10 protein-coding genes and 1 riboswitch are annotated in these 13089 nt (G+C 40.0%); of the genes, 8 read left to right on the top strand and 2 right to left on the bottom strand.

Annotation, left to right across the window (positions count from 1 at the left end; all coding sequences use genetic code 11):
- The first annotated feature begins 5 nt into the window (after nucleotides 1-5).
- The 8 genes from ACTJJF_RS20050 (at nucleotide 6) to tenA (ending at nucleotide 7384) form a co-directional block, all read left to right on the top strand.
- The gene (locus ACTJJF_RS20050; RefSeq protein ID WP_312302592.1) at nucleotides 6-779 is read left to right on the top strand and encodes a HipA family kinase; all 774 of its coding nucleotides are present in this window, start codon (nucleotides 6-8) and stop codon (nucleotides 777-779) included.
- Nucleotides 766-1149, top strand: a complete 384-nt coding sequence (locus ACTJJF_RS20045) for a DUF3037 domain-containing protein (protein ID WP_123841375.1) — start codon at nucleotides 766-768, stop codon at nucleotides 1147-1149. Before ACTJJF_RS20050 ends, ACTJJF_RS20045 begins: the two co-directional genes overlap by 14 nt.
- Before the next feature lie 22 nt (nucleotides 1150-1171).
- Complete coding sequence (locus tag ACTJJF_RS20040) at nucleotides 1172-2206, top strand: alpha/beta hydrolase (RefSeq protein ID WP_312302588.1); 1035 nt, start codon at nucleotides 1172-1174, stop codon at nucleotides 2204-2206.
- Between the two features lie 213 nt (nucleotides 2207-2419).
- Nucleotides 2420-4261, top strand: coding sequence for a carbon starvation CstA family protein (locus tag ACTJJF_RS20035; RefSeq protein WP_249330986.1), 1842 nt, complete (start codon nucleotides 2420-2422; stop codon nucleotides 4259-4261).
- A gap of 58 nt (nucleotides 4262-4319) precedes the next feature.
- Nucleotides 4320-4412: riboswitch (TPP riboswitch) on the top strand.
- Nucleotides 4413-4475: 63 nt separating this feature from the next.
- Nucleotides 4476-5273: a hydroxyethylthiazole kinase gene (thiM, locus tag ACTJJF_RS20030; RefSeq protein ID WP_440700791.1), complete on the top strand. Its 798-nt coding sequence runs from the start codon at nucleotides 4476-4478 to the stop codon at nucleotides 5271-5273.
- Complete coding sequence (gene thiE / locus ACTJJF_RS20025) at nucleotides 5270-5905, top strand: thiamine phosphate synthase (RefSeq protein WP_440700790.1); 636 nt, start codon at nucleotides 5270-5272, stop codon at nucleotides 5903-5905. Before thiM ends, thiE begins: the two co-directional genes overlap by 4 nt.
- Nucleotides 5902-6735 (top strand): bifunctional hydroxymethylpyrimidine kinase/phosphomethylpyrimidine kinase, encoded by an 834-nt coding sequence (gene thiD, locus ACTJJF_RS20020; protein WP_440700789.1) that lies wholly within the window; start codon nucleotides 5902-5904, stop codon nucleotides 6733-6735. Before thiE ends, thiD begins: the two co-directional genes overlap by 4 nt.
- The gene (gene tenA / locus ACTJJF_RS20015) at nucleotides 6722-7384 is read left to right on the top strand and encodes a thiaminase II (RefSeq protein WP_440700788.1); all 663 of its coding nucleotides are present in this window, start codon (nucleotides 6722-6724) and stop codon (nucleotides 7382-7384) included. Before thiD ends, tenA begins: the two co-directional genes overlap by 14 nt.
- A gap of 139 nt (nucleotides 7385-7523) precedes the next feature.
- Here tenA and ACTJJF_RS20010 read toward each other — a convergent pair whose 3' ends face one another.
- Nucleotides 7524-10292, bottom strand: coding sequence for a TonB-dependent receptor plug domain-containing protein (locus tag ACTJJF_RS20010; protein ID WP_440700787.1), 2769 nt, complete (start codon nucleotides 10290-10292; stop codon nucleotides 7524-7526).
- Nucleotides 10293-10713: 421 nt separating this feature from the next.
- Complete coding sequence (locus ACTJJF_RS20005) at nucleotides 10714-13044, bottom strand: ATP-dependent helicase (protein ID WP_440700786.1); 2331 nt, start codon at nucleotides 13042-13044, stop codon at nucleotides 10714-10716.
- Nucleotides 13045-13089 lie beyond the last annotated feature (45 nt).

Below are 13089 nucleotides of genomic sequence, written 5' to 3'. Positions count from 1 at the left end.
GCTTCATGCAGAATTTAAGAACTGTAACCGTGATGCGTTACATTCTGCCGCTGAGGGAGGGAGGCTCTCTTCCCGCTCTGGCAGAAGCTGATGATGATTTTAAGTATGTTTTAAAATTCCGTGGTGCAGGCCATGGGGTAAAAATGCTGATCTCCGAACTTCTGGGCGGAAAAATTACAGAAGCTCTGGGGCTGAAAATCCCGGAACTGGTTTTTGTAAATCTTGATTCGGACTTCGGAAGAACGGAAGCCGATGAAGAAATACAGGACCTGCTGAAGTTTTCAGAAGGTCTGAATCTTGGGCTTCATTATCTTTCCGGCTCCATTACTTATGACCCCGGTGTAAGTGTTGATCCGCTTCTGGCTTCAAAGATCGTCTGGCTGGATGCCTTTATTACCAATATAGACCGTACTTTTAAGAATACGAATATGCTGATGTGGCATAAGGAACTGTGGATCATTGATAATGGTGCTTCGTTCTATTTCCATCATTCATGGCAGAATTTTGATGCGGCAGCAAAAACCCCTTTCAAATATGTAAAGGATCATGTACTGCTTCCAAAAGCCAAAATGCTGGACGAAGCTGACCGGTTTGCCCATGAAGTGCTGAATGATGAGCTGTTCAGAGACATTGTCAATTCAATTCCTGAAGACTGGTTACATTGGAATGATGCTGATGAAACTCCTGATGAGATCCGTGAGATCTATTTCCGATTTTTAAAAACCAGATTCGAAAATTCTCAAATCTTTGTAAACGAAGCTAAAAATGCAAGAGGATAAAATATATGAATATGCGGTAATACGCCTGGTGCCCAAAGTTGAAAGAGAGGAGTTTTTCAATATCGGGCTCGTGATGTTTTCAAAGAAAGAGAAATTCATCAGAGTGGAGTTTTATCTGTGCCCTGATAAATTCAAACTGATGCACAGCAAGCTGGATTATGAGGACATTATTCAAAATCTGGTAAGCTTTCAGAAAATTGCCAACGGAGATAAAGATGGTGGTCCTATTGCCCTGCTGGATATACCTGAACGTTTCCGATGGCTGACGGCTGTACGAAGTGCTGTGGTTCAGACTTCAAGACCTCATCCCGGAAAATCCAAAGATCTGAATACTACTTTTGGTAAGCTTTTTGAGGAGTTAGTAAAATAGCACACTCCCAAAAAAGTTTATTATGAACTCAACTATACACAACATATCACACTACAGGTTTATTACAAACCTGTTTTTTATTTTATTTTTAAGTTTTTCAAATTCATTTTTTTCACAGTCCTTTCAACAGGGAACTGCCAAGCCCCAACGTGTCAAAAGCACTCTTCTTCCGGAAATCGCCAAGGTTTCTGAAGATATTGTATATAAAACCAATAGAAAAGGAAATCCTGTGATGCTGGATCTTTATCTGCCTGGAAATGTTTCTTCCGGGAAGCTTCCGGTACTGATCTATGTGCATGGCGGAGGTTGGATAGAAGGAGATAAAGTAATTCATGCTGATGATTATGTTGAAACCACTATGTCAAAACTGCTTGCCAGACAATATGCAATACTGAGCATCAACTACACTCTTCTGGATGATAACACGCATTTTCCACTGCCTGTAGAGGATACCAAAGATGCTGTAAGATGGGTGAGAAAAAATTCAGAAAAATATAATTTCGATGCCAATAATATTGGTCTTTTCGGGGCTTCGGCAGGAGCGCATCTTTCTTTACTGGCGGCCTATACCCAGGAGGATAAATTTATAGGAAGTTCTGAACTTACCGGTTATCCGGCCAATGTAAATTATGTGATTGACCATTATGGGCCCGCTGACCTGAATACACTTTTTCATACCAGCGCAGGAACCATCCCGGTGTCTATGATCGGATTGATCTCTAAAAAAATTATCTCGTTGCAGGAAAATCTTGTCAAAGGAATTTCAGGATATGATATTAAAAAACAGCAGCAGGAAGCTATCAGTTATCTAAAAACCGTATCGCCTGCTCATTTTGCTTCTACCGGAGTTCCTACGCTAATTGTACAGGGTAATAAAGATAAAGTGGTTCCTTTAAGTCAGGCAAAAAAGCTGCACAGAAAATTGAAAAGAGCAAAAGTTCAGACCTCTTTGATCATCATTGAAAATGGTGTTCACAGTTTTTCAACAACTGATAAGCAGACTTTGGATAGAATGACCGATCAGATTGTGGATTTCATTGTTTCACAGAAGAAATAAATCAAAAAAATACACACCATAATAAAAACAAAACATTAAAATATTTATATTCAATATATTATATTTTTAAAACTGTAAAATCATCATAACTTTGCTATTTTAGTATACATATTCATCATTTTTATATACAAAATAATTAACTTGGCTTTTGTTTAAATTATTTACAATAAAAAAGTCAATACTTTCAATCATTAACTGATAAAAATCAATGATATGGATATACTGAATAATATAAATGCTCTAACATTAATATTCACATCAATACTTATTTTTGCAATCGCTTATCGTATTTACGGGATCTTCATGGCTAATAAAGTATTGCGGCTTAATGACAACAATACGACTCCCGCTATAGAATTTGCAGACGGCAAGGATTATGTTGCCACGAATAAAAATGTACTTTTCGGTCACCATTTTGCAGCTATTGCAGCGGCCGGCCCTCTGGTAGGTCCCGTTCTGGCAGCACAGTTCGGCTATCTTCCCGGAGCTTTATGGATCCTGATAGGATGTGTACTGGGAGGCGGCGTACATGATATGGTTGTATTATTTGCCTCTGTAAGACATAAAGGGCAAAGTCTTGCGACAATTGCTTCCAAAGAGATAGGGAAAACAACAGGTACAGTAGCAGGTTTTGCTATTTTATTTATTCTTATTCTTACACTGGCAGGTTTATCACTGGCCTGCATCAATGCAATGCATGAAGCTTCATGGTCTCTGTTTACGGTAGTCATCACAATGCCGATTGCTGTGATCATGGGACTCATAATGCGGTATAAAAAGAACAGTGTGCTCTTTGCCAGCATTCTGGGTGGTATACTTCTGATTGCAGGAATTATCGGCGGGCATGGTCTTATGCAGAATGCTACGATGAACAATTTATTTTCATGGGATATCAAAACAATCTCGGTGGCGATTCCATTATATGGTTTTCTGGCTTCTGTTCTTCCGGTATGGCTGCTTTTAGTTCCCAGAGATTACCTTTCTACCTATTTAAAAATCGGAACCATTATTATGCTTGCAGTAGGTGTTATTGTAATCCATCCTACGGTACAGATGCCTGCGCTTACTGCATTCATCAATGGTGGAGGCCCTGTCATAGGAGGTCCTGTACTTCCCTTTATTTTTATAGTAATTGCCTGTGGTGCTATTTCAGGCTTTCATGCAGTCATTGCAACAGGTACTACTCCTAAAATGCTTAACAGGGAAAGAGAAATTCTTTTTGTAGGGTACGGCGCCATGCTTGTTGAAGGTTTTGTAGCTCTTATGGCCCTGATTGCAGCATGTACTTTGATGCCGGGAGACTACTTTGCGATCAATACACCCAAAGAGTCTTATGACGCTTTCCTGGCAGCCCACCCTTCTCTGCATGGAGTAGATATTGATTATTATTCCCAGAAAATAGGCATTGATCTACATGGAAGAACAGGAGGAGCAGTATCTCTGGCTGTGGGAATGGCTCATATCTTTAATAAGATCCCCTATATGGATCAGCTGACGGCTTACTGGTACAATTTTGCGATCATGTTTGAAGCGGTATTTATTCTTACGGCTATTGATGCAGGCACAAGGGTCGGACGTTTCTTTTTACAGGAGATGCTGGGGTCTGTAATGCCTAAATTCAATGATAAAAACTGGGTTCCGGGAATTATTATCAGCAGTTTACTGTTTACTTTCGCCTGGGGATATCTGGTATATACCGGAAATGTAAGCAGCATCTGGCCTTTATTTGGAATCAGCAATCAGCTGTTGGCAGCATGCGGGCTCATCGTCTGTACCACAATGCTGATCAGGATGAACAGAGGGAAATATGCATTATGTTCTGCTATTCCGGGGGTATTTATGGCCATCATTACATTCTGGGCCGGTTATCTTCAGGTCACTACAATTTATATTCCCAAGGAACAATACTTATTGGCAGCTTTAGCCGTTACAGCCATGGTACTGATGCTTATCGTCTTTATCGGAGCCTTCAGAAAATGGTACCAGCTGCTAAAAATCACTACTACAGAAACAGATTTCTATGGCGAACAGGTGAAGGAACTTGTGGAAAGGTAAAACTTCTCCTTTAAAATATTTTGCAGACTTTGCCTGCTCTGATAATTTTTATACATTTGTTTTGCTTTAGGGGTATTCTGAAAAGAATTGAGAGAGTCCCTTTGAACCTGATACGGCTTACACCGACGTAGGGAAAAGCAAAACTACATTGCCGGCCAATGTGCTTTTGTTTTGGATTTTTTCCTGAAGCTATTTTTTATTTTAATGATAAACAATGGAAAAAATTCTCTGGCAGCAAGTTCAGCTTGTAAAACAAAAGTCTCCCCTGGTTCACAACATTACCAACTATGTAGTGATGAACAATACGGCCAATGCCCTTCTGGCTGCAGGAGCATCCCCTATCATGGCCCACGCCAGATCTGAAATCAGAGAAATGGTCAACATTTCAGATGCTGTAGTCATTAATATCGGTACTCTTGATGAATATTGGTCTGAATCTATGTTTATAGCTGCTGAAACCGCTAATACAATCCACAAACCATGGGTGCTGGATCCTGTTGGTGCAGGAGCAACGTCTTTCCGGGATCAGATTTTACAACAGCTTTTGGAATTCCGTCCGACCGTTATCAGAGGAAATGCTTCCGAAATTATTGCTCTGGCTAAAATCAATACCACCGTAAGTAAAGGAGTAGACAGCACCGCTGCCAGCAATGATGCCTTAGAAGCAGCTCAGCTTCTTGTGAATCAATACAACACTATTGTCTGTATTTCAGGTGAAACGGATATTATCCTAAGTCCGGACCAATGTTTCATGATCAGGAACGGCCATCCGCTTATGACTAAAGTAACAGGGCTCGGCTGTTCAGCAACAGCATTGACAGGTGCATTTACAGGATGTTCGGAAGACAAAACATCAGGTGTGGCAGCGGCAATGGCATTACTGGGTATCGCAGGTGAAATTGCCGTCAAAGAAAGCAAAGGTCCCGGAAGCCTGCAGATGAACCTGATTGACAAACTGTACAATATCACGGAAGAGGAATTCATCAGTCATTTAAAAATCGATAAGAAATGAGTGTGCATCCTTTTCCTTATCAGCTGTATCTGGTAATCTCTGAAGCCGATTGTCTGGGAAAAAACTTTCTGGAAGTTGCTGAACAGGCTATTCTGGGCGGTGTAGACGTTATCCAGCTTCGTGAAAAAAATGACAGTACTGAGGTTTTTCTCCAAAAAGCAAAACAGCTTATTGAAATTACAGATAAGTATCATATTCCGCTCATCATCAACGATAATATTGAGGTCGCCGGAAAAGTAAATTCGGCAGGCATCCATGTGGGAAACTCTGACATGGCCCCTACCCTTTTGAGGCAACATCCTAGTACCGGAAATAAGATCATCGGTTATTCGATTGAACATCTCTCTCAGCTTGACAATGAACAAACCGCTGTCTCTGATTATCTGGGAATAAGTCCTGTATTTAAAACAAAAACCAAAACAGACACCATTACCGAATGGGGACTTGAAGGTATTGCCAGGATCAGACAGCTGACAGAAAAACCTCTGGTTGCTATTGGCAGTATTCATTCCGGAAATGCAAGAGCCATTATCAATGCCGGTGCTGACTGTCTTGCTGTAGTATCAGCAATATGTGGTGCAGACCATCCTCAGAAGGCAGCTTATGAATTAAAAAATGAAATTTTAAAATGAAAAAATACAAATACCCATCAGTACTTACCATTGCAGGATTTGACGGAAGCGGCGGTGCAGGTATCCAGGCTGATATCAAAACGGCTTCAGCTCTGGGCTGTTTTTCGACATCGGTTTTGACCGCTTTACCGGTACAGAATACCCAGGGTGTAAGAAAAATATATTCGATTCCTGTGGAAGCGGTAGCAGATCAGATCAAAGCTATATTGGATGATATTGTTCCTGATGCTGTTAAAATCGGAATGGTTCATACCCCGCAGCTTGTAGATACCATTGTTTCAACGCTTGCCCAATATAAAAAAATACCGGTGGTATTTGATCCTGTTATGGTAGCTACCAGCGGTCACAGGCTGATTGAAGAGGAAACCATTAATGCCATCACGGAAAAGCTTTTCCCGATTGCTGATGTGATTACGCCTAATATGGATGAAGCGGCCATTTTAGCAAACATGCAGGTAAAAACTCTTGAAGATCTGTACACAGCAGGAAAAAAGATAAAAAAACTGGGCTGTAAAACCATTCTTCTTAAAGGGGGCCATCAGGAAACCTCAACAATTACCTCTTTATTCTATGATGAAAATGAAGTTTTCCATTCTTTTGAAACCTTAAAATTCAACACCAATAACACCCATGGTTCCGGCTGTACACTTTCCTCTGCCATAGCAGCCTATATTGCTCAGGGAAAAACTTTGTATGACGCTGTTTCTTCAGGACAGGAATATACTTATCAGGCTATAAAAAACGGAACAGATGTACAGACAGGACTAGGAAACGGCCCGCTTAACCACTTTTTTAACCCTCAAAAACTGATCAAAAATGAAATGGTCTGAACAAACCTGGAAAAGTATTGAAGAACTCTATGAATCTATTCTGCAAATGCCTTTTATTAAAGAATTATCAGATGGTTCCTTACCACAGGAGAAATTCCGTTTTTATATGGCTCAGGATTCTTTGTACCTGGAACATTTCGGGAGAACGCTTTCTCTGATTGCAGCAAAGATCACCGACCTTCAGGATGTACTCGCTTTTATGCGTTTTGCCGAAAATGCCATTGTAGTGGAAAATGCCCTGCACGAATCTTATTTTAAAGATTTCGGGGTAAGTGATAAAGGAGTTTTACAGCCTGCCTGTCATCATTATATTCATTTTCTGAGAAGTACAGCCGCTTTAGAATCAGTAGAAATTGCTGTAGCGGCAGTACTCCCTTGTTTTTGGATTTACAGGGAAGTCGGCGATTATATTTACCGTACCCAGAATACTGTTGATAATCCTTATGAAAAATGGATTGCCACGTATGCGGGAGAAGAATTTTCAGCAGCAGTGGATCAGGCAATAGCCATTTGTGACAAGATAGCCGAAAACAGCACAGAAGCAACCCGAAAAAGAATGACAGAAGCATTCATCATGGCATCAAGAATGGAATTTCATTTCTGGGAGGCCGCTTATGAATTGAAAATGTGGAATAAGGCTTTAGGATGAATCTGACAGTTTCCTGTAATAAATTGAGGGATTGACTTTTGAAATCTTTTCATAAAGTTCCTCCGTTTTATCCGCAAAATATTTAATTCAACAAAAAACGGATCCATTCCCGGATCCGTTTTTTTAAGTATAAAGTTGATTAAAAATTGAAATTAAGTCTTGAGAAAACATATCGTCCGTTCTGTCCGAACTGGGATGTGGAACGGGAATAGATAAACTGATCATTATTAGTAGAAGCAGGAAGGTTTTTGGTAGGATAAATATCAAATACATTATTTACCCCTAAAGTCAATCCTATGTTCTTCGTAAACTGATAAGCCAAAGATATATCGGTAATTACTTTATCTGCAATTTTCTGGTGCTCATTAAATTCAACGATGCCGTCTCCGTTGGCATCCAGAACATCAGCTCCGGTTACTTTCCCGAAATAGGTATTTCTTAGATAGAAGCTTGCATTCTTCCATGATAAGGTGTTGGAAAGGCTGGCTTTTACTCTTGGTACTGCTTCTTCCAGGTATACTCTTGATTTTTCAGAGAAATAAATCTTTTCCAGTGCAGGTGACTGTAAAAGTCCTGATGAATGAATATCTCCTACCTGCTTGGTTTGGTTCAGGTTGATGGCAAAGTTATTATCCAGTTTAAAATCTGAAAATCTGGTATTATGAGCAATAACCACATCGAGTCCTTTGGTTTCCGTATCGATAGCATTGGTGAAAAACTGAGCACCGTTGATCCTAAAATTATCAAACTCTGTCTGTGCTCCCGAAGGAACATCTTTTCTCAGGAACTGGTCTGTCAGAATGATACGGTTGTCTATTCTTGTAAAGTATCCGTCAGCAGTGAATGTCAACCCTACTGATGGTATTCTATAAGTAAATCCTATACTTGCAGATTTTGAGGTTTCCTGTTTAAGTTTAGGGATATTCAACTGTGCTGCCAGCTGAGAATCATTGCTGAATGTACCTACTTCCAGCAGCTGATTATTGGTAAACAAAGTGGAAGTTACATTATAATAGATCTGATGGATAGACGGAGCTCTGAATCCGGTGGAACCTGCAAACCTCAGATTAAAATCAGGGGCTACCTTAATTCTTGAAGCCAATTTGTAATTAAATGTTGATCCGAAATCTGAATAATTTTCATACCTCGCAGCTGCATCTACCAGTAACCAATGGGTAAAGTTCAATTCAACATCCGCATAAGCTGCTACAGACTGTCTGTTCTTATCTACGGCATTCTCAGGTTTGAATCCGTTGAATACCTGTGAACCTCCCGGCAGTGGCTGCCCAAAGAAATCAGTAGGTCTTTGTTGAGAATTATCTCTGTATACATTTCCGAAAACATCATAAGTAGCGTAAGAAGCTTCTTCTCCTGCTGTAATCTTAAAGTTTTCGTAGCGATGTTCGGCACCGAATGCAACATTAATTCCTTCCCAAACGTCATACTTTTTTGAGAAATCTAAATTGATTGTATTTTGTGAAAATCTTAAACCTCCGGCATTAAATTCCTGTGGCGAAGCAAAACGCATCGAGGTATTTCCTGTATTACTGATGTTATAAGTAAATGAATTTTGCCCGTAAGTATTGCTAAAATCAATATTCCATCCTTCCCATTTTCCTTTGATTCCTGCTGCCATTGAAATATCCTGAATATCTGTCCCGATCTGAGGCAGGTAACCATTAGGATATAATCCGGTAAAAGTTCTGTTTTCTCTCGGTCTTCTGTAAAAACCACCGGATGTACCATGTCTTAAACTATACCCTCCGAAAGTATACACCTTCCAGTTATCGCTGACAGGTACTTCAGCATTCAGAAAAAGCTGATGGTTATTCAGTTTGGACTGCCCCACCTGCATATTGAAGTCCTTTCTGGTCTGCCCTCTGTAGGCAAGTTCCTGATCTGTAATGTAATTAAGTTCATCGGTAGTAAATGCTCCCGTCTTCAGTACATTTTGCAAAGCTCCGATTGTATTGGCAGTCTGTATTTTATTTTGTAAATCCGGAGTAAAATAACTTACGTTCTGTGCATATTGATGGATATAATCAACAATCTGCTGCGAGTTAGGCGTATTGCCGATATCTGTAAAAAGTGAAGAAAGATTCACTCCGTCATTCAGGGCTCTTTGTTCGATTGCATTATAAGCGTTATAGAGTGTTCCGCTTTCTGTTCCGGCTCTGTAGGTAGGATTTCTGAACTGTGAGGTCCAGGTAATGTTAAAAAAACCTCCTTTTGTTCCGATTTTATTTCCATAATTCAGATCGAGCTGAATATTCTGGCCGTCAAAATCTCCGGTATGATCATTTGCTGTAGGCGTTAAATTTCCACCATAGCTGATCTGTCCTCCAAGTTTTCCCGTATCTTTTTTAAGCTCAAGATTGATGACTCCGGCAATGGCATCTGATCCGTACTGGGCAGCGGCACCGTCTCTCAGCACTTCAATTCTGTTTAAAGCAAAAGAAGGAATGGCATTCAGGTCAGTTCCTACCGTACCTCTTCCCGGTGTTCCATTCACATTAACCAGGGCTGATGTATGTCTTCTCTTTCCGTTTACCAAAACCAATACCTGATCCGGTCCCAATCCTCTGAGCTGTGCAGGATCCAAATGGTCCGTACCATCCGAATTGGTCTGAATGGTAGAAGTAAAAGACGGGGCAACAGCATTCAGGATTTGCCCGATATTGGTTTGCGGAAGAATAACTGATGATTCTTTTACATTGAATACATCTACAGGAACCGGGCTGTCTACTTTAGATCTTGCCCCTCCCCTTGATCCCAGGATCACCACTTCTTCTACAATATTGGTTTTGACACTGTCTTTTTTTATTTTGATACTGTCCTTTTCCTGTCCGTAAGTAAAAACTCCCAGGAAAAATAACACAGAGGCCGAAACAATAGTTTTATTTTTCATATAGTTTAGAAATTTTGATTGAACATTTATGTTTTTGCAAGGTGCAAATGTAAAATATATTTATTAGTCTACAAAACAGATAGACTTTGTTTTTCTAAAAAATAATTATAGTTTGTTTCTATCCCTCACTTAAAGTTATGATAAATTAAGGAAATATCATAAAAAACATGTTTTTACAGAAGGTCAACCTTAAAATGAATTTTATAAAAAACGCTACGCTCGCAAAGAAATAATGTATTTATCGGTTATTCTTCAGGCCGCAACGACACTTCGTTCAGCAGAGGATTTGTCTTAGCTAAGTGGAACGACTTTGCGAACAAAAAATGAAACAGTTCAAATAGAAACTCTGCGAACTTTACGTTTAAATAAAAAAAACGGATCCAATAATTGAATCCGTTGTCTTTATATTTTTATTTTGAAATTAAATCTTAGTCAGTTTTGCATATTTAAGGATCAGATTTTTCTCACCTTCATGCATAAAGACAACTTTGGCCTTGATGTTCTGGGGATCGGTTCCATCCAGGAAAGTAACCTCTCCTATACCAAAACGGTCATGTCTTACTTTATCACCCACTTCAATATCCTGAGAAGATGCTCCGCTCGGATTGATGATTTTGGCTGTACTCACCGGCTTCAGCTTTCTTGGTTCCGGTGTGGGTTTTGAATGATCATCCCTGTTAATACTCTTTTTCTCAACTTTTTTGAAGCTTTTCATTTCCGAAGGATGCTCGTCAAAAATATTGGATTTCACTCCGGAATTATTGATAAATCTCTTTTCCAGTGCAGGATTAAGGAATTCAATATATTCATCATCAATTTCGCTTAAGAATCTCGAAGGTTCAGCATCTGTAATTTTCCCCCATTGGAAACGGGAAACCGCATAGGAGAAAAATGCCTGCTTTTCAGCTCTGGTAAGGGCAACGTAGAAAAGTCTTCTCTCTTCTTCCAGGTCTTCTCTGGTGGCTGAGCTCATGAAGCTCGGGAAAAGATTTTCTTCAAGTCCCACCAAATGTACCACCGGGAACTCCAATCCTTTTGAAAGGTGAATCGTCATCAGGGAAACCATATCATCCTCAAGATTTTTATCCTGAGTATCAGCAGAAAGGGCAATATTCTCAAGGAAATTCGAAAGGCTTGGATCTCCGTCTTCCAGCTGCATCTGCTCTTCAATGAATCCCTGCATAGAGTTCATTAATTCCTGAACGTTTTCTACTCTGGAAATGCCTTCCGGGGTCTGATCGTCTTTCAGAAATTTGATCAGTCCGCTTCGTTTTGCCACTTCCATTGCTACACTGTAAGCCGTCTCGGTTTTCAGTAATACCTGGAAAGCTTTGATCATTGACCAGAAATCATTCAGTTTGTTGAGAACACCGTTGTTGAGACCCAGCTGAGGGGCATACATCGGAAGATTGTCCAGTACTTTAGATACGGAAACATTATGGGCATCTGCAAAAACAATCAGTTTATTCTGGGTTGTTTCCCCGATTCCTCTTGCCGGATAATTGATAATTCTCATTAGCGCTTCGGAATCATTCTCATTGATCAGAAGACGCAGATAACCGATAAGGTCTTTCACTTCTTTTCTCTGATAGAAAGAAAGCCCGCCATATACTTTGTATGGAATATTTTTACGTCTCAAAGCATCTTCAAATGCTCTGGTCTGAGAGTTGGTTCTGTATAAAATAGCAAAATCACTGTACTTTCTCTGATCACGGTTTCGGAGTTCCCAGATATTTCCGGCTACGAAGTTGGCTTCATCCGCATCCGAAAGTGAGCGGTAAATTTTGATCTTATCACCTTCTTCATTATCACTGAAAACGTTTTTCTTAAACTGCTGCAGGTTTTTGGCAATAACAACATTGGCAGCATTGACAATATTCTGGGTAGAACGGTAATTCTGCTCCAGAGATACGGTTATCGCATCAGGGTAATCTTTCTTAAAGTTTAAGATATTATAAATATTTGCCCCACGGAAAGAGTAGATAGACTGTGCATCATCCCCCACCACACAGATATTCTCGAATTTTGAAGCCAAAGCTTTTACAATTAAATACTGGGAATGGTTGGTATCCTGGTACTCATCTACCATGATGTATCTGAATCTGTCCTGGTATTTCGCCAGTACTTCCGGAAAACGGGTCAGCAATTCGTTCGTTTTTAACAACAGATCATCAAAGTCCATCGATCCGTTTCTGAAACACTGTTCCACATACCTCTGATAGATCTGACCGATGAATTTCATATTGGCTTTTTCATCAGCTTCCATCAGTTCCGGATTGTTGAAATAGGCTTTTACTGTAATCAGGTTATTTTTATAGGTGGAAATTCTTGCCTGAACTTTTTTCGGTTTATAAAGATCGGCATCGATGTTCATATCTTTCAGTACCTTTTTGATCACATTCAGAGCGTCCTGCTGATCATAGATGGTAAAGTTGGAGGGATAGCCCAGATAATGTGCTTCAATTCTTAAAATCCTTGCAAAAACCGAGTGAAAAGTACCCATCCAAAGACTTCTTGCATTACTGTCTCCCACTACTTTTGCAATACGTTCCTTCATTTCACGGGCTGCCTTATTGGTAAAGGTAAGTGCCAGGATATTAAAAGGATCTATTCCGTTGTGGATCAGGTGGGCAATACGCATCGTAAGCACACGTGTTTTCCCGGAACCAGCTCCGGCAAGTACCATCAAAGGGCCTTGTAAAGAGGTAACGGCTTCATATTGTGATTCATTGAGTCCTTTCAGATAATCCATGCTGCAAAAAAATTTTTGGGAATACAAAATTAAGGTATTCAAAGG

Source organism: Chryseobacterium sp. 22458, assembly GCF_052044975.1.
Lineage (GTDB): Bacteria > Bacteroidota > Bacteroidia > Flavobacteriales > Weeksellaceae > Chryseobacterium.
The sequence above is the reverse complement of the archived record's forward strand: the minus strand, read 5'-3'. Positions and strand labels throughout refer to the sequence as shown.

What these genes read in the sequence shown, in the direction of transcription:
- thiM (WP_440700791.1), top strand. Translation starts at nt 4,476, where the DNA reads ATGGAAAAAATTCTCTGGCAGCAAGTTCAGCTTGTAAAACAAAAGTCT.
- ACTJJF_RS20005 (WP_440700786.1), bottom strand. Translation starts at nt 13,044, where the DNA reads ATGGATTATCTGAAAGGACTCAATGAATCACAATATGAAGCCGTTACC.
- thiE (WP_440700790.1), top strand. Translation starts at nt 5,270, where the DNA reads ATGAGTGTGCATCCTTTTCCTTATCAGCTGTATCTGGTAATCTCTGAA.
- ACTJJF_RS20010 (WP_440700787.1), bottom strand. Translation starts at nt 10,292, where the DNA reads ATGAAAAATAAAACTATTGTTTCGGCCTCTGTGTTATTTTTCCTGGGA.
- tenA (WP_440700788.1), top strand. Translation starts at nt 6,722, where the DNA reads ATGAAATGGTCTGAACAAACCTGGAAAAGTATTGAAGAACTCTATGAA.
- ACTJJF_RS20040 (WP_312302588.1), top strand. Translation starts at nt 1,172, where the DNA reads ATGAACTCAACTATACACAACATATCACACTACAGGTTTATTACAAAC.
- thiD (WP_440700789.1), top strand. Translation starts at nt 5,902, where the DNA reads ATGAAAAAATACAAATACCCATCAGTACTTACCATTGCAGGATTTGAC.
- ACTJJF_RS20045 (WP_123841375.1), top strand. Translation starts at nt 766, where the DNA reads ATGCAAGAGGATAAAATATATGAATATGCGGTAATACGCCTGGTGCCC.
- ACTJJF_RS20035 (WP_249330986.1), top strand. Translation starts at nt 2,420, where the DNA reads ATGGATATACTGAATAATATAAATGCTCTAACATTAATATTCACATCA.
- ACTJJF_RS20050 (WP_312302592.1), top strand. Translation starts at nt 6, where the DNA reads ATGCAGAATTTAAGAACTGTAACCGTGATGCGTTACATTCTGCCGCTG.